The sequence below is a fragment of the Undibacterium sp. JH2W genome, assembly GCF_049340425.1.
Classification (GTDB): domain Bacteria; phylum Pseudomonadota; class Gammaproteobacteria; order Burkholderiales; family Burkholderiaceae_D; genus Undibacterium.
Genome location: NZ_JBMPOT010000001.1, coordinates 196,249 through 221,779 on the forward strand (window position 1 = coordinate 196,249; position 25,531 = coordinate 221,779).

Consider the following 25,531-nt stretch of genomic DNA (forward strand, 5'->3'; position numbering starts at 1 on the left):
TTCAGTCTTGTTTTACCAATAGCTTTAATGCCGCAAGCAGTTCCGCACTTTCTTCGTCCGTGCCTATGGAAATCCGCAAGAATTCACTGATGCGCGGCAGCTTGAAATGGCGCACGATAATGCCGGACTGACGCAAATCCAGGGCGATTTTTTCAGCAGCAAAACCAGGGTGGCGGGCGAAGATGAAATTCGTGGACGATGGCAAGACTTCAAAACCCAGCTCCCGCATATCTGCGGCCAATTTTTCCCGCGTTGCCATCACCGCCTGGCAAGTCTGCAAAAAATAATCCTGGTCTTCAAATGCAGCAATCGCGCCTGCTACTGCCAACCTGTCCAGTGGGTAAGCATTGAAACTGTTTTTGACACGGTTCAAGCCTGTAATCAGGTCTGCATGACCAGCCGCAAAACCTACCCGCAAACCGGCCAGTGAGCGTGATTTTGACAGGGTGTGCACGACCAGTAAATTGGGGTAACGGTCTATCAAAGCAATCGCCGTCTCGCCACCAAAATCCACATAGGCTTCATCAATGACAACGACGCTATCGCGATTGTGTTGCAGCAGGAATTCAATTTTTTCCAGCGCTACGGCGCAGCCGGTTGGTGCATTAGGATTGGCGAAAATAATCCCGCCATTTTCTTGCAGATAATCTTCTACATTCAGTTGAAATTCTGCATCCAGTGGCACCCTGCGATGGGCTATCTCATACAGACCGCAATACACTGGATAAAAGCTGTAGCTGATGTCAGGGAAGAGCAAGGGCTGCTGATGCTTGAGCAAGGCCTGGAACACGTGGGCCAGCACTTCGTCAGAGCTGTTACCAACAAAAACCTGGTCTGCCTGCAAGCCATGATAATTGGCGATGACGCTACGCAAATGATCTGAACCGGGGTCAGGATAGAGACGCAGGTCAGCATTCGTGGCTTGCTGTATTGCCGCCAGCACAAGGGGCGAAGGCGGGTAAGGGTTTTCATTGGTATTGAGCTTGATGAGTCTTGCCATTTTTGGCTGCTCACCAGGGGTATAAGGGCTCAACTTGTGGACAACTTCACTCCAGTATTTACTCATGATCTGACAATTCTTTAGCTAAAATTTCTTTAGAGGCTGTTGCAAAAATAAATGTGTAGGGTGCGCCACGCGCACCGCTTTCATAGCCAAAAAAATGCTGCACATGGCGTACCTTACAAGGTGGCAGGCACCCTCATCTTGCAACAGCTTTTCAAGACCCGGCATCCAGATTGACTTTAACTCTTTGCAAGAGTTGCAGCAACTCTTGCTGCTCATTGCTGGCCATATCTTGCAATGCCAGGGTATTGAGGCGTTTGGCTTGCTGGCGTAATGTCGTCAGCACGCTTTGTCCATCCGTAGTCAGTGTCAACCGGACATTGCGCTTGTCGCTTTCATCGGCAACGGCATCAAGCAGGCCACGGTCACGCAAGCCCTTGATGAGCCTGGCCAGTTGCGCCTTGTCGCGGCCACTGTGCTTGGCCAGGTCACTCTGGGTAGAACCAGGGTAATGGCCAAAAAAACTCAATACCTTGCCTTCCATATGGGTGATGTCATACGGGCCATCGCGCAAGGCCTGGTATTGCATGGAGCGGTATTGATGCATGACCGCATGGATAAGGTCCAGCACCCCATCCTCATTATTTTCTTGAGAATGGTTGACATTGTCATTTGTTTTGCGCATTATAGTAGATATTGTCAACTAATTTGATGGGTGAATAAATGAGTATAGCCTCTGAAACCAGCCGCGTACAACGCATACGCCATGAAATCAAACGCCGTAATCTGCAAGTTGTCCGTGTTGAAAGCCCAACCCCACACTTCCGCCGCATCACCCTGAGTGGTGCTGATCTGCCAGGTTTTATCAGCGCATCTTTTGATGACCATATTAAACTGATACTGGATGCTGACAGTGAAGATGCTATCAAGCGTGACTATACGCCCAGGCATTACGATGCCACCAAGGGCGAGCTGGTGCTGGAATTTTCCATACATGGCGACGGCCCTGCGGCCGCCTGGGCCAGCCAGGCAGATGTTGGTCATAGCGTCACTGTTGCCGGGCCGCGTGGCTCGCTGGTCATCCCGGTCGATTACGAATGGCATTTGCTGGCCGGTGATGAAACTGCCTTGCCAGCGATATCCCGACGCCTGGAAGAATTGCCTGCCGGGGTAAGCGCCATCGTCATCCTGCAAGTGCAGCCAGCCGAACGTCGCACATTAAGCAGTGCAGCAGATATCAGTATAGTCTGGGTGGAGAGTGCACAAGAGTTCCTGGACACCTTGCGTGCTCTGCCTTTGCCGGCGGGCGATGGCTATGCCTGGTGTGCCGGTGAAGCAGCCACCATGGCAGCCACACGTCGCATACTGGCAGAAGAAAAAGGCCATGCTGGTACTGCCATGCGGGTGGCGGCTTACTGGAAGCGCGGTTTGACAGCGCATCATGAGAATTTGGAAGCCTGATTCAAGAATGAAACCCTGCTACAGCCGGATAGCTATTTGAAGAATTGTTATGCCAAAAAAATACTCACCATGGTCCTGTCAGGGACCGGGCCAGTCTTAATTCAGCAATACCAGCGCCAGGCGGCCAGCATTTGATGGGCATCTGCACTACCTGCCAGTAGCTGATCCAGCGCCAGAGTGACTTGCGCACGGGCAGTGGCTGTCAATTCATAAGTGTCATCAAAAGCCTGCTCATCGAGTTCGCGCATGGTATTCGCGACGCAGGCGATGGCGGCGAAGGCTGTCAGCAAATCTGGTGCAAACAGCTGGAAATCGGGCTTGCCACCAGCCAGGGAAAAATAAACCTGCCCTGATACGGTGTCGAGCATGAAGGGATTGCTGCCTTCCGTCGCCACCACCAGCCAGTGGTCTTGCCAGCCAGGCAAACGCTGGCCGGTATTGCCATGCCAGCGATAACAAGCCTGCCTGGCCCACAGGTTTTTGAGCAATGGTATATCGACAGGATTGCCGCCTGCACTCAGCGACAAACCCGTGGGCCCGGCTTGCGCATAGAAGTCGGCGACAATCGCAGGCAGGGGTATTTCACCCTGCCAGTCACTTGCTGCTTGCGGGCGCAATTCTCCCCATGCTGACAATAAGTCACGCAAGACAGTAAACGTGATACTGCTTATTTCGCCACTCCATCATCCTTGAACATGGTTTTCAAACCACGCAAGGCCTGGCGTATGCGCGACTCATTTTCAATTAAAGCAAAGCGCACATATTCATCACCATATTCACCAAAGCCTATGCCGGGTGAAACGCAGAGCTTGGCTTTGTCCAGCATCTGTTTGGCAAATTCCAGCGAACCCAGGTGGCGATAATGTTCAGGGATATGGGCCCAGATATACATCGATGCCTTTGGTTTTTCCACCATCCAGCCAAGTTCATGCAAGCCCTTGACGAGTACATCACGGCGGCGCTGGTACTGGTCGCGTATCTCATTGACGCAAGTCTGGTCGCCTTCCAGCGCGGCAATCGCAGCCACTTGCACCGGTGTGAAGCTGCCATAGTCATGGTAACTCTTGATGCGTGCTAGCGCCGCCACCAGTTCCTTGTTACCCACCATGAAGCCTATACGCCAGCCTGCCATGTTATAGCTTTTTGAGAGCGTAAAAAATTCCACGGCGACATCGCGTGCACCTGGCACCTGCATGATGGACGGGGCTTTCCAGCCATCGTAAGTGATGTCGGCATAAGCCAGGTCATGCACCACCAGAATATTGTGTTCCTTGGCGAGCCTGACCACGCGCTCGAAAAATTCCAGTTCCACACATTGCGCGGTGGGGTTCGATGGAAAGCCAAAGATCATCATCTTCGGCTTGGGATAAGTTTCGCGTATCGCTCTTTCCAGTTCGGCAAAAAAATCTACGCCAGGGCTCATGCGTATGGAGCGTATATCTGCACCGGCGATTACTGCACCATAGATGTGGATGGGGTAGCTGGGATTGGGTACCAGCACCGTGTCGCCCTTGTCCAGCGTCGCCAGCATCAGATGGGCCAGGCCTTCTTTTGAGCCTATGGTAACGATGGCTTCTGAATCAGGATTCAGGTCTACCTCATAGCGGCTCTTGTACCAGTGAGCAATTGCGCGACGCAAACGGGGTATGCCTTTGGAGGCAGAATAACCGTGGGTGTCAGGGCGCTGTGCCACTTCGACCAGTTTTTCCACGATGTGCGCAGGGGTTGCACCATCGGGATTACCCATGGACATATCAATGATGTCTTCACCACGACGGCGCGCAGCCATCTTCAGCTCGGCAGTGATATTGAATACGTAAGGGGGCAGGCGATTGATACGAGCGAAAGAAAATTGAGGAGTCGTTGTTGCAGGCGCAGGCGTGCCTTCAACAGCAGAACCCCGGCCCGGCGGAGTAGTTGTATTTGTCATTATCTAAATTGTACGTAGCCCTTGTAGTCCATAAGACTGCAAGAACGGGCGCCCGGAACCGTCCGAGCGACGTTGAAGCGATTTGCCTCGCGTTTGATTGTAGCGAGCAATCTAAAAAATAACAAGCTGCTATATCGCAGGATGTCATACTGCTCTCTGGAATAATTATCTTGACTCGTTTTGAACACCAAATACAAGCCGTGTCCTAGCGATTTTTCTGTGTTAGGTTCTTAATTCTGCAATTGAATATTTTTGCCAATGGTCGCAATAGAAGCTCCTTCCCCTTCAAGGGGAAGGTTGGGATGGGGATGGGTTTCTGACGTAAATTCATCTATCGTTAATCAATCGAAACCCATCCCCACCCTAGCCCTCCCCTTGAAAGGGAGGGAATTTAGTCGCTATTGCTTGTGAAGCACGTTATTCCAGACAGCATTGCAGGATGCCAGGAGGATTTTACCTGGAACATATTGCCTGCCTGTTGATAAAATGCGTCCCAGAGCTGGCTTACGTGCCCTTTGCATTTTTGTAGGAGCGGCTTTTGCTGCGAACAGTCTGCTGTGTCGGACATTCGCGGCAAAAGCCGCTCCTACAACACAGGTAGTTTGAAATTTATCAATCAGGAGCAGTACATGAACTTATTCCAGGAAGGCATATTGCAGACAGTCCCTGCCCATGCCGTTTATCTCAGTTTAAATATCAAGGCTGGTATTGATGCAGCAACGCTCAAGAAAGTAGTACGCGCACTGGCAGACAAAACCGATGGCCAAAATCTGGTCATCGGCTTCGGTGCCAGCCTCTTGCAAGTATTGGGCAGCGAGATCGCCGGCATGAAAGAATTCCATGGCATACAAGGCAGCCGCATGCGCCTGCCTGCGACACCAGCGGCATTGTGGTGCTGGTTGCGCCAGCATGAACGTGGCGACCTGGTGCGTCCTTTGCAGCAACTGATGTCTGTGCTGGCTCCGGCATTTGAATTGCAACAGCAAGTCGATGCCTTCAAATACCAGGAAGGCCGTGATCTCAGCGGTTATGAAGATGGTACAGAGAATCCGCATGACGATGCTGCCATTGCTGCGGCTTTTGTGATGGGTGATGTGCCTGGCCTGGCAGGCTCCAGTTTTGTAGCCATCCAGCAATGGCTACACAAGTTTGATCGCTTTGATGCCATGGCAACTGACGACCAGGACAATGCCATAGGCCGTCGCCGCAGCGATAATGAAGAACTGGAAGATGCGCCAGAATCAGCTCATGTCAAACGCACTGCGCAAGAAAATTTCACACCCGAAGCCTACATGCTCAGGCGTTCCATGCCCTGGTCTGCGCAGGACAAGGCCGGCCTGTATTTCGTCGCTTTTGCCAATTCCTTCTATCCGTTTGAAGTGCAATTAAAACGCATGTCAGGTGCTGAAGATGGTGTCACTGATGCCTTGTTTCAGTTCACTGTTCCGCAGACTGGCAGTTATTTCTGGTGTCCACCCATGCAGGATGGCAAGCTCGATGTGCGCTTATTGAACCTCGTCTGATTCTGGCGCTTTCAAGAGTGCCAGAAAGCCTTCCAGTGGCAAGGGTTTGGAGAAGTAATAGCCCTGGAAGGCATAGCAATTATGGGCAATCAAAAACGCCCGCTGGGCACTGGTTTCCACCCCTTCGGCTATCACATTCAAACCCAGGTTAACGCCCAGTGAGATGATGGCGCGGACTATAGTAGCATCATTTTCATCATGACTTAAGTCGCGCACAAAAGACTGGTCTATCTTCAATTGATTTAAGGGCAGGCGCTGCAAGTAGGCCAGTGAAGAATAACCAGTGCCAAAATCATCCATGGAAAAAGCAATGCCCAGCTTTTTCAACTCATGCATTTTTTCGGTCGTGGCATCGACATTGTCGAGCACGGTACTCTCCGTCAATTCTATTTTCAGGCGGGTGGGATCTATCTTGTGCCGCCGTATGATTTCGCTGAGGGTATCAACAAAATCGACTTGCTGGAATTGTTTGGCACTGACGTTGACCGCCAGTGTCAGGTGGCGGGTGTCCTTGCTGCCTTCCCATTGCTTGATCTGGGCACAGGCGGTTTCCAGTACCCATAAACCTATGGGAATGATGAGGCCGGTTTCCTCTGCCAGCGGGATAAAGTCAGCCGGTGAAATAAAACCACGGTCAGGGTGTATCCAGCGCAGCAGGGCTTCTGCACCTATGAGCTTGCCTTCGGAGTTCACTTGTACCTGGTAGTACAACTGGAATTGATTATTCGCCAGCGCCACGCGCAAATTCGATTCCAGCAGCATGCGCACCACCAGGATAGCCTGCATGGCCGGATCAAAAAAGCGCACGGCATTGCGACCCGCCGTCTTGGCTTCATACATGGCGGTGTCGGCGCGCTTGAACAAGTCCTTGACCGTGATATCGCCCCCCTGGAACAGGCAGACACCTATGCTGCTGGAACCATGATGCTCAAAGTCGGTTATCTGATAAGGCTGGCTCAGTAGCTGGCGTATTTTTTCTGCGATCCTGTCAGCCTGGCGCAGGGCATCTTCTTTTTCTACACTCAGTTCTTCGAGCACCACGACAAATTCGTCGCCACCCAGGCGCGCCACGGTGTCGCTGTCGCGCATACAGGTTTGCAGGCGGCTGGCAGTTTCTATCAACAGCAGGTCTCCAGCATCATGGCCACGGGTATCGTTGAGGGTCTTGAAGTTATCGAGGTCGATAAACAGGATGGCGCTGTGGGTGTCATTGCGGTTACTGATGGAGATCAAGTGCTGCAACCTGTCCATCAGCAAACGGCGGTTAGGTAACTGTGTCAATGGATCATAGAAGGCCAGATTGCGTATCTCAGCTTCATATCCCTTGTGGCGACTGATGTCGGTGAAAGAACCTATGTAATTGCTAACCTCGCCATGGTTGTCAGTGATGGCGGTCAGGGTAATCATCTGTGGGTAAATTTCCCCATTCTTGCGGCGGCTCCACAGTTCGCCATGCCAGTAGCGGTGTTCTGCCAGCGAGGCATTAATATGCACAAAAAAATCCCGGTCTTGCTGTTTGGTCTTGTGCAAGGGCGGGCGTTTGCCTATCAAGTCTGCCGCTGCATAACCGGTGATACGGGTGAAAGCCTGGTTCAGCCTCAGCATGACCCAGTTGGCGTCAGTCACGAAAATACCTTCCTGCGATTCAAAGGTGCAGGCAGCGATACGCAAATCCTGTTCAGCCTGTTTGCGTTCTGTGATGTCGGTAATAAAACAATGCCAGAGCATGGAGCCACCAGGCTCAGGCTCAGGCAAGCCATCCAGATACAGCCAGCGCACCGTGCCATCCTTGCGGTGCATGCGGAATTCGCTTTGCCAGGGTGAGAGATTGCGCATGGCCTCACGTATCAGTGCTGTACCGTTTTCTATATCGCGTGGGTCTATGCGGGAAAATAAATGCAGGGCATCATCCTTGACTTCATCATGCGTGACTTCGAACATCTGCACGATGGCATCGCTGGCAAAAGGGATGGAGGCACTATGGTCAGGCCGTATGCGATATTGCAAGACCAAACCAGGCAGGCGCGAGGCAACTTTGTTGATGCGCTGGTAAGCTTCCTGTATCTGCCGGGTGGCGTCTAAGCTTTCTGACTGCAGGGCAGTGATGATCAGGGTAATCAATACCATGGTCGTCATATACGCCCAGAGTATCAGCAGATTCGCCTGGCCACCGTCATAAAACGGCCCCATGCTATTGGATGTGGCCCAGGCCGAGAACAAAGACGTCGTCAGCACCACACAAGATGCGCCGCTAATACCAAAACGCATTGCCGCCCAGATCATGATGCCCACCATGACGAAGGTCAGGTGCAGGTGGCTATAAGGGGAAGCAAAAATCAGCCAGTTGGCCAGCGCGAACAGCAGCAGGAAACCAAATATTTCCTTGCGGCGTTTGGACAGGCCTGACAGCGACTTCAGCGAAAAAGACAGCAATAGGGGGGCGGCCAGCAAGGCTCCTACGGTATCACCGGCCCACCAGGTCAGCCAGACTGTTGCCAGATCGGCATTCAAGCCATGTAGCCAAAGTGTCAGTGTGCCACCCGTCGCCGAGATGCACATGCCCAGCATGACAGCCATGCCAAAGCCGATCACATCGCGCCGCCTCGGAAAATCGCGCCTGAAACCCTGTTTGCGCAATAGCCATTGACTGAGCACTGGCCCCAGGGTATTACCCACGGCCAGGCTGCCAGCCACCCATAAGCTGAAGCCTGCCGACATTTCCAGCAGCCAGGCTGCGATAAAAACAGCAATCGCCGCCAGCTTGCCATAACGCAGCAAGCCTGTGATGGCGATGCCGGTTGGCAGCCAGATCAGGCTGACGTTGGGGTTGACATAGGGAATGGACAAGCCTATGCGCCCGGCACCAAAGTAGGCCAGCATAATCAATAGAATATGCCCCAGCCTTATTTTCTGGAGAAAACTTCTGGATAAGGCAAATTGCTCAGACTTGTACATGGATTAAGGCTTTAAGAGACTTGAGCAATTATGCGGCAAAGCCAGACTGGCGTTAGTTAACTTTTGATAAGTCAACATTCTTTGTCATTAGTCGGCGCTGACAAAAATACATAAGGGCAGTCATTCTTGATCTTAGATCAAGATCCGCATTCTTTCAATTTGCCTTTGAATTGCAGATTCTGCCAAATTTTTACATCTTGTTTACGTCCCCTGTTTAAGTCTTTACGAAGTTTTTACATGCTTCTGGCTATGCTTCACAGTGTAAAAACGAGGAGCGAAGCATGGAATATCTGATGGAATTTTTATATCTCGCAGGCATGGGAATTTTCTTCCTGTTGGTCTGGGCTTTAGTGCTGGCCTGCGACACTTTGGGAGCAAAAGCATGAATCCCTTCTACATCCTGGGCACGGTGGTGGCTGCCGCCTTGTTCGTCTATCTGATCGCAGCCTTGTTGAATGCCGAGGAGCTGTGATGACTACGCAAGCAATTGTTTTATTGGTATTGTTCCTGGTCGCGCTACTGCTTCTGGCTTATCCCCTGGGCGGCTTCATCGCCAGGATCGCCGATGACAAGGCCACGGTGCCCGGCATGGGTTGGTTGCGCTGGCTGGAAAAAGGCCTGTACCGCATGGCGGGCATAAAAGCGGAAGCAGGCATGGGCTGGAAGCAATATGCCATCGCCCTGCTGATTTTTAATACTCTGGGTGCGCTGGCCGTGTATGCAGTGCAAAGATTGCAAGTCTGGCTGCCTTTGAATCCGCAAAATATGGCGAATGTCAGCATGGATTCATCCTTCAATACCGCTGTCAGCTTTGTCGCCAATACCAACTGGCAAGGTTATACCGGTGAATCCACCATGAGCTACCTGACCCAGATGCTGGTGCTGGCTGGACAAAACTTCTTTTCGGCCGCGACCGGCATTGCCGTGGTGTTTGCGCTGATACGCGGCTTTAGCCGTCACTCCGCCACATCCATAGGCAATTTCTGGACTGATATCACACGTTCCACCCTGTACCTGCTGTTGCCATTGTCGGTGATATTCGCCGTCTTTCTCATGGGCCAGGGCGTGATTCAGAATTTCTCTGGCTACAAAGATGTGCAACTGATCGACCCTGTCACCTACAGCCAGCCCAAGCTCGGCCCCGACGCCCAGCCTTTAAAAGATGACAAGGGCGCACCAATCATGGAAACCCTGACGGCGACTACCCAGACTTTGCCCATGGGTCCGGTGGCTTCACAAGAAGCCATCAAGATGCTGGGCACCAATGGTGGCGGCTTTTTCAATGCCAACTCGGCACATCCTTATGAAAACCCCAGCTACCTGAGCAATTTCATGCAGATGATTGCCATCTTCCTCATCCCTGCTGCGCTGTGCTTTGCCTTTGGCCACATGGTTGGTGATATGCGTCAGGGTTGGGCGGTATTGACGGCAATGACGGTCTTGTTCGTGGCCATGACGCTGACAGTGATGTTGTCAGAACAGCAGACTCACCCCGTGCTGGCCAGCATGAATATAGACCAGGCCACGTCAGCCCTGCAAGCCGGTGGCAATATGGAAGGCAAGGAAACCCGCTTCGGCATCAGCGCTTCCAGCCTGTTTGTGGCGGTAACAACGGCAGCGTCCTGCGGCGCGGTGAATGCCATGCATGATTCCCTGATGCCTATCGGTGGCCTGGTACCTATCGTTCTCATGCAGTTTGGTGAAGTGGTGTTTGGCGGCGTAGGCAGTGGCCTGTACGGCATGTTGATCTTCGCGATACTGGCAGTGTTTATCGCTGGCCTGATGATAGGCCGCACACCAGAATACCTGGGCAAAAAAATCCAGGCTTATGAAATGAAAATGACTTCGATCGCCATCCTGGTGACACCTGTCCTGGTGCTGGCAGGCACGGCCATCGCAGTCATGTCAGAAGCGGGCAAGGCCGGCATCCTGAACCCTGGTGCCCATGGCTTTTCTGAAGTGCTGTATGCCTTTACTTCAGCCGCCAATAACAATGGCAGCGCCTTTGCCGGTCTGAGTGCGAATACGCCCTTCTACAACATCATGCTGGCGATAGCCATGTGGTTTGGCCGCTTTGCCATGATCGTGCCTGTACTGGCGATAGCCGGTTCACTGGCAGGCAAGAAAAGGCTGGAAGCCAATGCTGGCACCATGCCCACCCATGGCCCCATGTTCATCGCCTTGCTGGTTGGTACGGTGGTGCTTATCAGTGTGCTCAATTATGTGCCTGCCCTTGCCCTGGGCCCGGTGGTTGAACATCTGCAATTGATCGTGAAATAACTCGCGAAATAACGTGCGAAATAATTTGGGAAACCTGAATGAGGCTTTGCCTGATGGCGCACGCTCATTCAGACCCAATCGTAGTTTAAGGGGATTAACATGTCTAGTACCAGTGTACAAAAAACTATCGACAGCAAAGTCAATGCAGCCGCCAAACCTGGCGCTGGACAAGCTGGCGATTCCATATCCGGCGGCAAGCCACGCTTGTCGCTATTTGACAGCAGTCTGATCATGCCTGCCGTCATCGATTCATTCAAAAAACTCAGCCCGCGCACGCAATTGCGCAGCCCGGTGATGTTTGTCGTGTATGTAGGCAGCATCATCACCAGCATGCTGTTCGTGCAATCCCTGATGGGCCAGGGTGAAGCCAGTCCTGGCTTTATCCTGGCGATTTCCATCTGGTTATGGTTTACCGTCCTGTTCGCCAATTTTGCCGAAGCACTGGCAGAAGGTCGCAGCAAGGCCCAGGCTGCTTCCCTGCGCGCATTGAAGCAAACCGTGATGGCCAAGAAACTGGCCATACCAAAACACGGCACCACCTGGCTGCCAGCCCAGGCCAATGACTTGCGCAAGGGTGATGTGGTACTGGTCGAAGCCAATGATGTTATCCCTATCGATGGTGAGGTCATAGAAGGTGTGGCGACAGTGGATGAAAGCGCCATCACCGGTGAATCCGCACCCGTGATACGTGAATCTGGCGGTGATTTTTCTGCTGTTACCGGTGGTACCCGCGTCTTGTCTGACTGGCTGGTGATGCGTGTGACATCCAACCCTGGAGAAGCCTTCATCGACCGCATGATCGCCATGGTGGAAGGTGCCAAACGCCAGAAGACCCCAAATGAAGTTGCCCTGACCATTTTGCTGGTGGCCCTGACCATCATCTTCCTGGTGGTGACTGTAACCCTGTTGCCATTCTCGCTATTCAGTGTCGATGCTGCCAAGGCCGCGGGTTTTGCTTCTGCCCCTATCTCCATCACAGTGCTGATCGCCTTGCTGGTCTGCCTTATCCCCACCACCATAGGCGGCTTGCTGTCTGCGATTGGTGTGGCTGGCATGAGTCGCATGATGCAGGCGAATGTCATCGCCACGTCTGGCCGCGCGGTGGAAGCTGCCGGTGACGTTGACGTGCTGATGCTGGATAAAACCGGCACCATCACCCTGGGTAACCGCCAGGCATCTGATTTCTTCCCTGCACCTGGTGTGACCCTGCCGCAACTGGCTGACTCTGCTCAATTGGCTTCTCTCGCCGATGAAACGCCAGAAGGCCGCAGCATCGTCATCTTTGCCAAGCAAAAATATAATCTGCGTGAACGCGAGATGGCCAGCCTGAATGCGACTTTCGTGCAATTCACTGCACAAACCCGTATGAGTGGCGTCGATATCGGTAACCGCCAGATACGCAAGGGCGCTGCAGATTCCGTCAAAAAATTTGTTGAGTCCCTTGGTCGCCCCTTTCCTGCTGAACTCAGCAAAACCGTGGATGATATTTCACGCCGTGGCAGCACGCCATTGGTCGTCGTCGATGATGGCAAGGTCATGGGTGCAATAGAACTGAAAGATATCGTCAAGGGCGGCATCAAGGAAAGATTTGCCGAGCTGCGCCGCATGGGTATCAAGACCATCATGATTACCGGTGACAACAAACTGACTGCAGCGGCGATTGCTGCAGAAGCCGGCGTAGATGACTTCCTGGCAGAAGCCACACCGGAAGACAAGCTGAAACTGATACGCAGTTATCAGGCCGATGGTCGCCTGGTGGCCATGACAGGTGACGGCACCAACGATGCACCGGCACTGGCGCAGGCTGACGTGGCAGTAGCCATGGCTTCCGGCACACAGGCGGCAAAAGAGGCAGGCAACATGGTGGACCTGGATTCCAACCCTACCAAGTTGCTGGAAATCGTCGAGATAGGCAAACAGATGCTGATGACACGCGGTTCGCTGACGACGTTTTCGATTGCGAATGATATCGCCAAGTATTTTGCGATTATCCCGGCAGCCTTTGTCGCCACTTATCCACAGCTCAAGGCGCTGGACATCATGCACCTGACCAGCCCTTCATCTGCCATCATGTCTGCGGTGATCTTCAATGCTCTGATCATCGTTTTCCTGATCCCACTGGCTTTGAAGGGTGTCAAATACCGCGCCATCGGTGCATCGCTGCTGTTGCGCCGCAATTTGCTGATCTATGGCCTGGGTGGCATAGTCCTGCCTTTTGTTGGTATCAAGCTCATTGATGTCATCCTGGCTTTACTGCATCTCGCTTGATTTTACATTGCTCAATAAGGAATCATCATGAGTACTAATACAAACACTGACACTGGCAATGCTATCTTCCGCCCCGCCATCGTCCTGTTCGCCGGGCTGACGCTGGTGGTTGGTGTCATCTACCCTTATGCCATGACAGGCCTGGGTAAGGTCATTTTTAATGATCAGGCAGAAGGCAGCCTCATCGTGCAGGATGGCAAGACCGTGGGATCTTCACTCATAGGGCAAGCTTTTACATCACCCAAATATTTCTGGGGCAGGCCGTCAGCCACCAGCCCTATGCCAAATAATGCCCAGTCTTCGGGTGGTTCCAATTTCGGTCCTAGTAATACAGCGCAGACGGATGCCATCAAAGCTCGTGTGGAGGCGCTGAAGGCCGCAGACCCTGGCAACACCGCAAAAATACCGGTGGATCTGGTGACTGCATCTGCCAGTGGCCTGGATCCTGAAATCAGTCTGGCTGCTGCCAATTACCAGCTTGCCAGGGTGGCACGTGAACGCAAGCTGCAAGAGTCGCAAGTCAAGGCTATCATAGGCCAACTGGCGCAGCAGCCTATGCTGGGTTTGCTGGGTGAAGCCAGAGTGAACGTGCTGGCTTTGAATCTGGCACTGGACAAGCTCAATAAATAAGATAGGCTGTTCGCCTGTGTACTTTGCAGGCGAAAGCAGTTTCGACAAATAAACCGATATGGCCACCAACAGCGAACAACGCCCCGACCCTGATGTCTTGCTTGCCCATGTGCAGGAGCAAGAGCGTAGAGCCACGCGCGGCAAGCTGCGTATTTATTTCGGCGCATCTGCCGGCGTGGGCAAGACCTACGCCATGCTGACTGCTGCGCGCAAGCTGGTGGCGCAAGGCCAGCAGGTATTGGTCGGTGTCATAGAAACCCATGGCCGGGACGAAACCGCAGCCCTGGTCGATGGGCTGGAAGTATTGCCAGCCAAGCTCATTCCCTATCGTGACAAGACACTCAGTGAATTTGATATAGATACGGCGCTGGAGCGCCATCCACCCCTGATACTCATGGATGAGCTGGCGCATTCAAATGCCGCCGGTTCACGCCATCCCAAACGCTGGCAAGATGTTGATGAATTGCTGAGTGCCGGCATCGATGTGTATACCACCGTCAATGTCCAGCATCTGGAAAGCCTGAATGATGTGGTCGGCGGCATCACCGGCATACGCGTCAATGAAACCTTGCCCGACAAGGTCTTTGATGAAGCCGATGAAGTCGTGCTGGTGGATATCCCTGCTGATGAATTGCTGGCCAGGCTAAAGTCTGGCCGCGTTTATAAAGTGCAGCAGGCAGAACGCGCCGCCAAGAATTTCTTCCGTAAAGGCAATCTGATTGCCTTGCGCGAACTGGCGCTGCGCCGTACTGCTGACAGGGTGGAAGATGATGTACAGGCCTATCGCATAGAAAAATCCATAGGCACCATCTGGAAGACCGATGCCGCCTTGCTGGCCTGCATAGGGCCGCGCAGTGATGCCGATCATCTGGTACGCAGTGCTGCCCGCCTGGCAAGCCAGATGAGTGCAGAATGGCACGCTGTCTACGTTGAAACCCCGCAATTGCAGCACCTGCCTTCTGCCCAGCGCGAACGCATATTGAAAACCCTGAAGCTGGCAGAAGATCTGGGGGCTTCGACGGCAGTGCTGACCGGCAAGGATATCGCGCTGGCGATTGTTGACTATGCCCATAGTCATAATTTTTCACGCATAGTCCTGGGTCGCGGTAAAGCCAGCAATTGGCGATTTGTGTGGCCGCAAGCGACAAATCTGAAAGATATCGCCGCTTATGCACCAGATCTGGACTTGATCGAGGTTGGACAAAGCCGGACTGGCGCGACAGATACTGATAATGAAAAAAATTCGGTAAATGGTAGTAGCAGTGAGTTACCCAGCCCACGCGTACCAGCGCGGCATTGGCGTTATGTGTATGCCGTATTGGCCAGCGCTGCTACCGGCCTGATAGCGACACCTTTGTTTGAGGTGTTCAATCTGGTCAATATTGCCATGTTGTTTTTGTTGACCGTGGTACTGGTGGCCGTGAAATTTGGGCGTGGCCCTTCGGTACTTTCCACTGTTGTTGGCATAGCTGTATTCGATTTCTTTTTTGTACCACCACGTTTTTCTTTCGCAGTGAGCGACTTGCAGTATTTGATGACCTTTGCCGTCATGTTACTGGTGGGTTTGATTACCGGTCATCTGACTGCTGATTTGCGGTATCAGGCAAGGGTGGCATCTCACCGGGAATCACGTGCACGTGCGCTGTATGAATTTGCCCGTGACTTATCAGGAGTGTTACTGGCAGAACAGATTTCAGAAACTACCCAGCTCATCATACAAAGAGCTTTCCGTGCCCAGGCGACCCTGCTGCTACCCGACGATGCCGGACGTCTGTTGCCACCGGCCACGACAGTGAGCGGACTGGACATGGGCATCGCACAATGGGCCTTTGACAAAGTGGAGGCAGCGGGCATAGGCACAGACACCCTGCCCGCCAGTAATTTCTTTTACCTGCCGCTGGTGGCACCCATGCGTACCCGTGGCTTACTGGCCATACAGCCAGAGAGCAAGCGCTGGATCATGATCCCTGAGCAAAGACAGCAACTCGACACTTTCGCAGCCCTGGCCGCGATAGCACTCGAGCGAGTGCACTATATTGAAGTCGCGCAAGATGCCTTAATTCACATGGAGTCCGAGCGCCTGCGCAATTCACTGCTGGCTGCGCTGTCACATGACTTGCGTACGCCGCTGACCTCGCTGGTAGGTATCTCGGAATCCCTGGCCATGTCCAAGCCCGCGCTCGCAGATGCACAACTGCGTATGGCGCAAGCACTGAGGGATGAGACCCTGCGCCTCTCTGCACTGGTGACAAATTTGCTGGACATGGCAAGAATAGAAAGTGGTGAAGTCAAATTGAATCTGCAATGGCAGACCTTTGAAGAAGTGGTCGGCACTTCCCTGCGCATCTGTAGTGCGCAATTACAGAATCATAAAGTGGAAACCCGTTTGTCGCCTGCTTTGCCACTCATCAATTTTGACGCTGTGCTGATAGAAAGGGTCTTGTGTAATCTGCTGGAAAACGCCGCAAAATATACACCCGCTGGCTCAGTCATTAGTATTGCTGCCGGAACCAATGGCAGTATGCTCGAAGCCATGGTCTATGACAATGGGCCAGGTTTGCCAGCTGGCCGTGAAGAAGCTGTTTTTGAGAAATTTACCCGTGGCGAACGCGAATCTGCCTTACCTGGCGTAGGCCTGGGATTGGCGATTTGCCGCGCCATCGTGCAGGCGCACAAGGGAACTATGCATGCAGGCCACTCTCCCGATGGTGGTGCTTGCATAGTCTTCAATCTACCTTTGGGCACGCCGCCTGCCATGCCAGAATCAGAAGAAGAAAACAAATGACTAGCCATACATTAAATGGAGCTACCGTTGCCATGCCAGTCGCCTTGCTGGTAGAAGACGAGCCGCAAATCCGCCGTTTCGTGCGCAATGCACTGGAAGAAGAGGAATGGCAGGTATTGGAATCTGCCAACCTGCAACGTGGACTGGTAGACGCAGGCACACGTCAACCTGATCTGATTATCCTTGATCTTGGCTTGCCTGATGGCGATGGAATTGATTTTATCAGGGATGTCAGAAAATGGTCGAGCATACCTATCATCGTGCTTTCTGCCCGAGTCAGCGAACAGGAAAAAATCAAGGCACTGGATGCCGGTGCGGATGATTATCTGACCAAGCCGTTTGGTGTTGGTGAATTACTGGCGCGGGTACGTGCGACTTTCCGTCGTCAGCGTCAACCAGGAGTCAGCCTGGATGGCATAGTCCAGTTTGGTGACGTCAAGGTCGATATGAAAGCCCGCCTGGTCACCAAGGCCGGGGCGATGGTGAAGCTGACACCGACAGAATTCCGGTTGCTGATGGTGCTGGTCACCAATGTTGGCCGGGTTGTCACCAACCCGCAACTGCTGCGTGAAGTCTGGGGCCCCAGTCATTCCGAAAGCGGCCATTACCTGCGCATCTACATGGGACATTTGCGACAGAAACTGGAAGATGACCCGGCACAACCGCGTTATTTGTTGACTGAAACAGCGATAGGTTATCGCTTGCACTTGCCAACTTAAACTACCTACGAATCTGAATAACCGGCAGCATCCTTTGCTCGCCGGTGGGACTTTTGCATCCTTAAATTTTGCAAATATTTTTTTAGAGGACTCAAATGAAAAAACTCATCTTGGCAGCAGCCATCAGCAGCGTCTTTTTTGCCGGATATGCCAGCGCAGAAGATGTCAAACCCGAGCATGAAGTCAGCTTCAATGCGGCAGTGACTTCTGACTACCGTTATCGCGGCATTTCACAAACACGCCTGCAGGCAGCATTGCAGGGTGGGGCTGACTATACCCATAACCCCAGCGGCTTTTATGCCGGCACTTGGGCATCCACCATCAAGTGGACCAAGGATGCTGGTGGTGGTGGCGATGTAGAAATTGATCTGTATGCGGGAAAACGCGGTGAAATCACCAAGGACATCAGTTATGACGTCGGTGTGCTCAGCTATGTCTATCCATCCAATGGCCTGGCTGTGAGTGCGAATACCACCGAAATTTATGGTCAGCTCTCCTACGGCCCGGCCTATGCCAAGTACTCACATTCCGTCACCAACCTCTTCGGGTTTTCCGACAGTAAAAACAGTGGCTATCTGGATCTGGGGGCTAACGTGGAAATGGCCACTGGCCTGACGCTGAACCTGCATGCCGGTCATCAGCAAGTCAAGAACAATGGTGCTTACAGTTATACAGACTGGAAGCTGGGTCTCAGCAAAGACTTTGGCATAGTCACGGGGGCGGTAGCAGTCATTGGCACCAACGCCGGGGAAGTTGCTTATGCATCGCCAGTCAATGGCAAGTTCCTGGGCAAGACTGCGCTGGTAGTTACGGTTAGCAAGACATTCTGAATAAGTCCTGATTAAATTTGTAGGGTGCGCCATGCGCACCCTACAAGATTCAGGCTTCGTTTTTCGATTGGCTATATTTGTGGATATGGAACAAGGCAATCATGGCAAATAGATTGCCCTGTAAAGCTGTGTCGTCGGCATATCATTTTCTGCATCAAGGTAAATAAATTTGATATGCGAAAGCTGCTGCGACAACTGGCTGACAAATTTCTGGCCTTGGATGCAAGCGATTTTATCTATAGTGATCAGCACTGGTAAATGCTTATTTTTACTGCGTGCCAGCCGTATGCATTTATAGAGTTTCGCCTGTTTTTCTTTATCCCATGTATCCAATTCTGTATGACATATCAACAGGTCACAGCAGGATAAAGCAGTGGCTGCATCTGCATAAAATGGTTTGGGAATATCCATTAAAATATCGTGGAAACCTGCATGTCCATGCATCAGCTCTACGATAATCGCCTCGGAAGAAAGTATGCCAGGTTTCGCACCGTTTTTAATTTCCAGGTGTAACCACGCAATATTCTCAGCTTCCTTCCGGTACTGGTTAGCCTGCTTTCTCTCGCAATTTTGTTTTAGCAATAAGACGTTCCTGCCCGCAAGTGCCCGGCGCTCAGCCAGCCTGGCGGCTGTGCTGACAGTTGCTGATGCAAAGTCTGCAGTCACTATCGCCACAATCATGGCAGGTACAATTCTGAAGAAAATTGCGCATGCATGTCAGCAAGCAGCTCCTGTGTTGCCAGCATGATTATTATCAGGGCCAATAATTTTTGCAAACTGATGAATAGCAGTGCGTAATTCTTTTGACGAGGCCGCTGCTCACCGGGGAGTGCGACTACTATCTGTATCAAGCTGGTAAAGACAAGCATCAGCATAGCTTCTATCAAGCAGCCATTTCTATTCGTTTGATATGCTGCGACCAGTAAGCAAACCGAAATGCAAAAAACCTGCTCAGTTCCATTATTCTTTTGCTTGATCCCCATGAATATGCAGATAGCAGTTGCCAGCAGTATCAGTCCAGAAATTATCTGCAATCTCAGGTCTTGTATCTGCATATAGGCAAGCACAAAAAAACCAGACAAAGTCAGGCTGCTGTATGCAGCCAGTGCAATAAGCAGACGTTTCATGGCGTGCGACATATATATTCAGTGACTGGCAAATACCTTGCTGGACAAGGCCTGCATGGCCTTGATCGTCATGGGATGGGCAGCAGGATATTCACAGACTGACAGTCCATCTTGATAAGCTTGATGAAAACTGCCCCCACAGAATAAGGGATAGGGAAATAGTTCTGCGGCGTCGAGCTTGCTGACAAAAGTCTTTACCCTGTTCACTTTATCGGCGGCAGCCTGGACATCGCTGCAACTCATGACGACCAGGGTGCGCATGCGGGGATTTTCTGCCTGTGCAAGCTGTATGCGCGTGCGCAGCTCATGCTCTTGCAATTGTGCCAGTTGATCAAGGTCGATAACCAGTATCGTGACATGCGCTGCCTGCAAGGCGCTGCGACTACCCATGCAGTCGCGTGCTTCTGCATCAATGACGATATCCTGATAGTGAAAGCCGAGGTTTTCCAGTTCAGCCTGCATGCCCTTGCCGCTGACTCTGCGCACGTTGACTGGTGTGCAGTCAGTAGTGCGGCGGCGGGCGCGGCTCCAGTCCAGGGATGAGTGACGGGCGTCGTTATCGAGCAAGATAAGTTTGCTGCCTGACTGGGTACGCAAGGTAGCGAGATTGTCGGCCACGATGGATTTGGCGCAGTCTCCCGCTCCATGTGCAATGGTGATGATCATAGGTAATTTCGGTGTGCTCAGCGCACCATGCGCAGCGAGCGGATATTGTTGATAACTGGGCTGGGCAAGCTCCTGGCTTTGACAGGCAAAGGTAAAGCCGCCAGTCTCTCCAGTTCATGCGCGAGTTTGATTTTCCCTGCAAGCGACATGGCTGTCATGGGCAGGCGCAGTTCTTCCTGTATCAAACCCTGCATCGCCAGTGCTGCCTTGACAGGGGCAGGATTGGATTCAGAAAACAATAAGCGTATCAGTGGCTGTATTTCAGCAAACAAGGCCTGGGCTTCTGGCAAATGTTCAGTGCGCATGAGTTCATACAATTGCACAAACAAATCCGGCCTGACATGCGCCGCTGCAGAAATCGCGCCTTGGCCACCCATGCTCAGCGTGTCGAGTAACATGGCATCGTCACCGCATAACACTTTTAGGTGACTGCAATTCACCAGCCCCATCATTTGCGTCAGGTTGCCGCTACTTTCTTTGATGGCGACGATATTTTTTTGTTTTTCCAATGCGATGACGGTGCTCAAGTCTATGTTCACCCCTGTCCTCGCCGGCACGTTATACAGGACGATATCTTTCTCAGTCGCTCTGGCAATGGTCTCAAAATGCAAGCGTACACCTTCTTGCGAAGGTCGCAGGTAAGAGGGGGCGCTGAGTAAAAAACCGTACAGGTGCTGACTGGTATAGGACGCTACTTTTTCTGCCAGCAAGCGCGTGTCGCTGCCACTCATACCCATCAGCACAGGACAGGAATTTTTCGTCACTTCCAGCACGGCAGTAAGCAGCTGTTGTTGCTCATGCTCTGTCAGAGTCCCAGCTTCGCCTGTAGTGCCACAGACCACCAGGCCGTGTACACCTGCAGCGATCAATTGCGTGGCCAGTTGTTGTATTTTATCCAGCTCAGGTTGGCCATTCTTAAATGGCGTGACGAGCGGAACCCAGATGCCTTCGTAGATAGACATAGTGATCTCTTTAAATATTTGGAGTTGTCGGCGTGTCTTAAAATCAGATCGCGATCAGCGGTGTAATTTTCCCGAATTCAGCTTGCGGCAAGGCGCGCATGATGTGGCTGATGATGGTATCGACCGAGGATTTGCTCAGGCATAGCCAGACTTTCATCTTGCTGGCATGGTCTATAGGTTTGACACGCATGAAGAGAACCAGGTCACCGCAGGATTTCAGTATCAGATGACGCAATGCAGTAATGCTGGCAGAGTCTACCGTGATGCGCATGACGAAATCATCTTGTACTAATTTCGCTGGTGTTTTATAGGTGACCAGTGGCTGGCGCAGGGCATAAGCGCTTTTACGCTCGCGATGATTTTCAAATAAAAATTTCTCGCGCTTGCATGATTTTAATACATCTGAATAATTTTCAGATGTGTGACCAGGGTATTGATTCATCATAATCTCGTGTTGTTTGACACAAAACAAGATTAGCAGTCGCCGCGTAAAGATACTCTAAAAAGAATAGGGAGGAATCGTAAACATGATGTAAATTTTTCTCCCGGAAATACAGGTATCCATGGTGATGCCAGAGCCGGATAGCTGAAAATTACTGCTTCGCTTCATTTATCATATGCGACACGACTTCATGCAAAACTTCTGCCTGTATGGGTTTGTGCATCAATACCAATTCTGCGGTTTTGGCATCTTCTGCCAGTTGTGGTGAGATGTCGCCGGTAATCAAAATGGCGGGGATGTGATAATTAAATTCCTCCCGTAAGTTACTGACGACATCAATGCCGTTTTCATTCAGGTTCAGGCGGTAGTCACAAATCAGCAAGTCAGGGATTTTGATTTCTTCACTGCACATGGCGAGTGCCTGTGACCCTGAAGTTGCAGTGATGACACGGCCATCCCATTGCTCCAGCAAGGCGCGCATGGCCATCAGTATGCTTTCATCATCTTCTATGACGACGATCAAGGCTTCCAGCAAGGATGCCGTTGCGATGGACTTGCCACGGCTTTGTTTTTCCCTCATTTCCTGACTCATGGAGAGTGGCAAACTGATTGCAAAAGTTGAGCCCTGGCCAGGTTGTGAGCGTAGTTGTATTGGGATATGCAAAAGACGGACCAGCCTTTGCACTATCGCCAGACCCAGGCCCATGCCCTTGGTGCTGCGCTGTGACTCTACCTGGAAAAATTCTTCAAAAATGGTTTCCTGGTCATGCAGGGAAATACCGATGCCGCTGTCTTCCACAGTAATTTGCAGTTGATCCCAGATTTCCGTGCAATTGATTATCACTTGCCCGGCAGGGGTATAGCGTATGGCATTGGCGATCAGGTTGCGCAGTATTTGTTCCAGCAGGGCAGGGTCAGAGTTGACTACGGCCATGCTATGTTCAATATGAAAGTGCAAGCCCTTTACCAGCGCTTGTGGCATGAATTCCACTTCCAGTCTTCCGAGCACTTCGGCGATGGCGAACTCTTGCCATTGTGGTTCAACTATCTGCGCGTCCAGGCGTGATAAATCCAGCAGATTGGCAAACATGTCGTCCATGGTGCGGGCGCAGTGCCTGAGGTTATTGAGCACAGGCCTCACAGTTGCAGGCAATTCAAAATTACTCAGTGCACCCAGGTATAAATTCAGTGCATGCATGGGCTGGCGCAAATCATGGCTGGCCACAGCCAGGAAGCGTGTCAATTCACTTTGCTGTGCTTCTTGCCGTTTATTGACCCTGAGCAGCGCTTGATTGGTTTTTTCCAGCTCTTCTTTTTGTGCACTGACTTCCGTGGTTCTGATATTGACTTCAGCTTCCAGGGCTTGTTTTTGTTGTATCAATGTACGCACACGCCACAAATAGGCAAGCCAGATGATGGCCAACAGGCAGGAACCAAGGACCAGTCTGAACCAGATGGTTTGCCAAAAGGGAGGCAAGACGGTGATCTTCAAGCTCCTGCCAGTTTCATTCCAGACACCATCCTTGTTGGCGGCTTTCACTTTGAAGATATAGGTGCCAGGGTCCAGATTGGTATAGCTGGCAAAACGCTTGCTGGCATCTGTCATGACCCAGCCCTGGTCGAAGCCCTGCAACTGATAGGCGAACTGGTTTCTTTGTGTATCAGCAAAATGCAGAGCTGAAAACTCCAGGGAAAAAATCGCATGCTGATGTTTCAGTGTGATTTCTGTTGCATCCTGGATTTGTCCCTGCATGGAAAAGCCTTCAGGAAATTTTCCTGTACTGACAGATTGATTGAAGATTTTTAAATCCGTCAACAAGACTTGAGGCGCGTTGGGATTATCGCGGATATCTTCTGGCTGGAAGCTGATGAGTCCGGAAGGTCCGCCAAAATACATGGTACCTTGTTTATCCTTGTGACAGGCATTCTGGTAGTAGCCTAATTCTCCCAAGCCATCTTCATAAGTATAGTTCTTGAATTCACCACTGCCAGGATTGAAACGTGCAATATCATTTTCCTGGCTCATCCATATCAAGCCCTGGCTGTCTTCCAATATGCAATTGACAGGTTGTTTGCTGGGATAGTTGATAAATTGCGCCTGCTGGTCTTTCCAGCCATCCAGTTTACTCAGACCTGCTTCCGTACCCAGCCATATTTGCTTTTTACTGTCAGAGAAAACATGCAGTACATTGTCGTGTAACAGGCTGTGGCTGTCCGCGGCATTGTGCTGAAACCTGCGAAACTTGCCAGTACGGGTATCAAGCAAATTTAAACCCTTGATGGTAGCGGCCCACAACTGTCCGTCGTCACCGATGAGCAGGGAGTTAACATAGTCACTAGAGATACTGGCAGGATCATCTGAGCGGTGTTTGTAGGCGAGCAGTTGGTCAGTTTTTGTATCGAGTTGCATCAGGCCGTTGATACTGGCTATCCAGAGGTGATTTGCCTTGTCTGAATCCATTTCATTGATAGAAGACTTTAAGGACGGCTCATTCTTATTGTAAGCGCGCAGTATCAGCTGGCTCGATTGTTGATCTATATGGCCCAGCCCCGCGCGCGTTGCTACCCAGATTTTGCCATTTCCGTCCTTGTGCATGGTGTTGACGATATCGGCGTCGTCTATACGTTGGTCACCAGCTTTGCTTTGTCTTACATTTCTTAATTCTTTACCAGTGTAGGGATCGAAGAGCTTGATTCCCTTACCCATTGTACTCATCCACAGGAGTTGATCTGTTTCAGAGACAATCTTCGATACCTTGCTGTCAGCTTCTATACCCACGCCAGGAGGCCGGTAAGCAAAATTATTAAAGCCGCCACTGGCCAGGTCAACCCGGTTGATACCACCTGACCAGGTGCCTATCCATAGCGAGCCACTCCTGTCCTGATGCAGCGCTTCGATCTGGTTATCAGACAGGCTCTCAGGTATGCCAGCCTGATGCTGAAAAGCACTGAACTTTTGACTGACTTCGTTCCACTGTAGCAAGCCCTTGTCTGCCATACCCAGCCAGATACCTGAGTCTCTGTCTTCGCAAATTTTAAGAGTCACACCTTCCAGCCAATGTTCATCATTGCCAAATCGTCGGCGTTGCGGCAGGCCTTGTATCTGTGTCCACAATTCGAGTGAATCATTGGTGCCTATCCATAAGCGTTGCTTGCTGTCTATCAGCAGGCTACGTATGGTTTGCTGTGAGGCCGCTGTGGAAATTTGAAAGTGTTCAAATTGACTGCTGCCATATTTCTTTCTGTCCAGGCCCTGGGTCGTACCTATCCACAGATGTTGACTTGCGTCCATTGCCAGCGAAGTGAGTTTGTCATCTACCAAGGAATCCACTTTGCCAGCATCATGCTGGAAGACCTTGAATTCTTGTCGCTCGGGATTGAAGTGCTTGAGGCCATTTCTGCTGGCCAGCCAAAGCCCGCCTTCGCCATCGCTGATGATGGCGCGCAGGGAATTATTGGCATTATTGCCATTGCCAGCTTCCGGGGAGTTATAGCGTCTGAAATTATTTTTTTTACGGTCGTACAGATGTAAACCACCGCGATTGCTGCCTATCCATAAGCGTCCAATTTTATCCACATGCAGGCTGCGTATCCAGTTATCGTCAAGACTGTAAGGGTCATCTGCCTGGTTCTTGTATATGCTGAATTTATACCCATCAAAGCGTGATAAGCCTTGTTGTCCGGCTATCCAGATATAGCCTTGTGCGTCTTGCACAATGTCGGTAATCGGCCCGGCTTGCAGCCCCTGTTTCGTCTTGATATGTTCGAATTGCAAGCTGCGCAGGGACGTGCCTGCGCTGGCATGATGCCAGCTTGGCAGAAACAGAAGAGAAATGATCAACAGCCAGGCGCGAAAAATAGGCATCTTTGTTAGGTCAGTCTGATGTAGGAAGGCATGATGACCGCATATGCCTGTCCCGGCAAGAGAGGTGATACCTAAGTATGCCTTC

Annotated in this window: 20 protein-coding genes; 9 read left to right on the forward strand and 11 right to left on the reverse strand. The window is 51.6% G+C overall.

Features of this window, described 5'->3' with window-relative positions:
* Position 1 precedes the first annotated feature (1 nt).
* Complete coding sequence (gene hisC / locus ACO0LC_RS00895) at positions 2-1,066, reverse strand: histidinol-phosphate transaminase (RefSeq protein WP_422999687.1); 1,065 nt, start codon at positions 1,064-1,066, stop codon at positions 2-4.
* Between the two features lie 151 nt (positions 1,067-1,217).
* Positions 1,218-1,688 (reverse strand): MarR family winged helix-turn-helix transcriptional regulator, encoded by a 471-nt coding sequence (locus tag ACO0LC_RS00900; RefSeq protein ID WP_422999689.1) that lies wholly within the window; start codon positions 1,686-1,688, stop codon positions 1,218-1,220.
* Positions 1,689-1,726: 38 nt separating this feature from the next.
* On the opposite strand from ACO0LC_RS00900, the gene ACO0LC_RS00905 reads away from it, so the two are divergent.
* Positions 1,727-2,464, forward strand: a complete 738-nt coding sequence (locus tag ACO0LC_RS00905) for a siderophore-interacting protein (RefSeq protein ID WP_422999691.1) — start codon at positions 1,727-1,729, stop codon at positions 2,462-2,464.
* Between the two features lie 101 nt (positions 2,465-2,565).
* Here the strand turns inward: ACO0LC_RS00905 and ACO0LC_RS00910 are convergent, their stop codons facing one another.
* Complete coding sequence (locus ACO0LC_RS00910) at positions 2,566-3,111, reverse strand: hypothetical protein (protein WP_422999693.1); 546 nt, start codon at positions 3,109-3,111, stop codon at positions 2,566-2,568.
* Between the two features lie 20 nt (positions 3,112-3,131).
* Positions 3,132-4,394, reverse strand: a complete 1,263-nt coding sequence (gene alaC / locus ACO0LC_RS00915; RefSeq protein WP_422999695.1) for an alanine transaminase — start codon at positions 4,392-4,394, stop codon at positions 3,132-3,134.
* Positions 4,395-5,023: 629 nt separating this feature from the next.
* Here alaC and ACO0LC_RS00920 point away from each other — a divergent pair.
* A complete protein-coding gene (locus ACO0LC_RS00920; RefSeq protein ID WP_422999697.1) occupies positions 5,024-5,917 on the forward strand; it encodes a Dyp-type peroxidase in 894 nt (297 codons plus the stop codon).
* Here the strand turns inward: ACO0LC_RS00920 and ACO0LC_RS00925 are convergent.
* On the reverse strand, positions 5,900-8,797 hold the full coding sequence (locus tag ACO0LC_RS00925) for a bifunctional diguanylate cyclase/phosphodiesterase (RefSeq protein ID WP_422999699.1): 2,898 nt from the start codon (positions 8,795-8,797) through the stop codon (positions 5,900-5,902). The two genes, ACO0LC_RS00920 and ACO0LC_RS00925, sit on opposite strands and share 18 nt — an antisense overlap.
* Before the next feature lie 457 nt (positions 8,798-9,254).
* On the opposite strand from ACO0LC_RS00925, the gene kdpF reads away from it, so the two are divergent.
* The 7 genes from kdpF to ACO0LC_RS00960 all read left to right on the forward strand — a co-directional run bounded on the left by kdpF (position 9,255) and on the right by ACO0LC_RS00960 (position 18,384).
* On the forward strand, positions 9,255-9,344 hold the full coding sequence (kdpF, locus tag ACO0LC_RS00930; RefSeq protein ID WP_110254457.1) for a K(+)-transporting ATPase subunit F: 90 nt from the start codon (positions 9,255-9,257) through the stop codon (positions 9,342-9,344).
* Complete coding sequence (kdpA, locus tag ACO0LC_RS00935; protein WP_422999702.1) at positions 9,344-11,152, forward strand: potassium-transporting ATPase subunit KdpA; 1,809 nt, start codon at positions 9,344-9,346, stop codon at positions 11,150-11,152. Before kdpF ends, kdpA begins: the two co-directional genes overlap by 1 nt.
* Before the next feature lie 99 nt (positions 11,153-11,251).
* Positions 11,252-13,420 carry a potassium-transporting ATPase subunit KdpB gene (gene kdpB / locus ACO0LC_RS00940; protein ID WP_422999704.1) on the forward strand — a complete coding sequence of 723 codons (2,169 nt, stop codon included), beginning with the start codon at positions 11,252-11,254 and terminating at the stop codon, positions 13,418-13,420.
* Between the two features lie 27 nt (positions 13,421-13,447).
* Positions 13,448-14,050: a potassium-transporting ATPase subunit KdpC gene (gene kdpC / locus ACO0LC_RS00945; protein WP_422999706.1), complete on the forward strand. Its 603-nt coding sequence runs from the start codon at positions 13,448-13,450 to the stop codon at positions 14,048-14,050.
* Between the two features lie 58 nt (positions 14,051-14,108).
* Positions 14,109-16,835: a two-component system sensor histidine kinase KdpD gene (kdpD, locus tag ACO0LC_RS00950; RefSeq protein WP_422999708.1), complete on the forward strand. Its 2,727-nt coding sequence runs from the start codon at positions 14,109-14,111 to the stop codon at positions 16,833-16,835.
* On the forward strand, positions 16,832-17,554 hold the full coding sequence (gene kdpE / locus ACO0LC_RS00955) for a two-component system response regulator KdpE (protein WP_422999710.1): 723 nt from the start codon (positions 16,832-16,834) through the stop codon (positions 17,552-17,554). The genes kdpD and kdpE overlap by 4 nt, the downstream gene beginning before the upstream one ends.
* 95 nt (positions 17,555-17,649) lie before the next feature.
* Complete coding sequence (locus ACO0LC_RS00960) at positions 17,650-18,384, forward strand: TorF family putative porin (protein ID WP_422999712.1); 735 nt, start codon at positions 17,650-17,652, stop codon at positions 18,382-18,384.
* A gap of 99 nt (positions 18,385-18,483) precedes the next feature.
* Here ACO0LC_RS00960 and ACO0LC_RS00965 read toward each other — a convergent pair whose 3' ends face one another.
* The 6 genes from ACO0LC_RS00965 to ACO0LC_RS00990 all read right to left on the reverse strand — a co-directional run bounded on the left by ACO0LC_RS00965 (position 18,484) and on the right by ACO0LC_RS00990 (position 25,446).
* Positions 18,484-18,966 (reverse strand): hypothetical protein, encoded by a 483-nt coding sequence (locus ACO0LC_RS00965; RefSeq protein WP_422999714.1) that lies wholly within the window; start codon positions 18,964-18,966, stop codon positions 18,484-18,486.
* A gap of 95 nt (positions 18,967-19,061) precedes the next feature.
* Positions 19,062-19,511, reverse strand: coding sequence for a hypothetical protein (locus ACO0LC_RS00970; RefSeq protein ID WP_422999716.1), 450 nt, complete (start codon positions 19,509-19,511; stop codon positions 19,062-19,064).
* An 18-nt stretch (positions 19,512-19,529) separates the two neighbouring features.
* Complete coding sequence (locus ACO0LC_RS00975) at positions 19,530-20,177, reverse strand: hypothetical protein (RefSeq protein WP_422999718.1); 648 nt, start codon at positions 20,175-20,177, stop codon at positions 19,530-19,532.
* A 17-nt stretch (positions 20,178-20,194) separates the two neighbouring features.
* Entirely contained in the window at positions 20,195-21,139 is a 945-nt protein-coding gene (gene dapA / locus ACO0LC_RS00980) for a 4-hydroxy-tetrahydrodipicolinate synthase (protein WP_422999720.1), read from the reverse strand.
* Between the two features lie 43 nt (positions 21,140-21,182).
* Complete coding sequence (locus ACO0LC_RS00985) at positions 21,183-21,581, reverse strand: hypothetical protein (protein WP_422999722.1); 399 nt, start codon at positions 21,579-21,581, stop codon at positions 21,183-21,185.
* A 151-nt stretch (positions 21,582-21,732) separates the two neighbouring features.
* On the reverse strand, positions 21,733-25,446 hold the full coding sequence (locus ACO0LC_RS00990) for a two-component regulator propeller domain-containing protein (RefSeq protein WP_422999724.1): 3,714 nt from the start codon (positions 25,444-25,446) through the stop codon (positions 21,733-21,735).
* Positions 25,447-25,531: the final 85 nt, after the last annotated feature.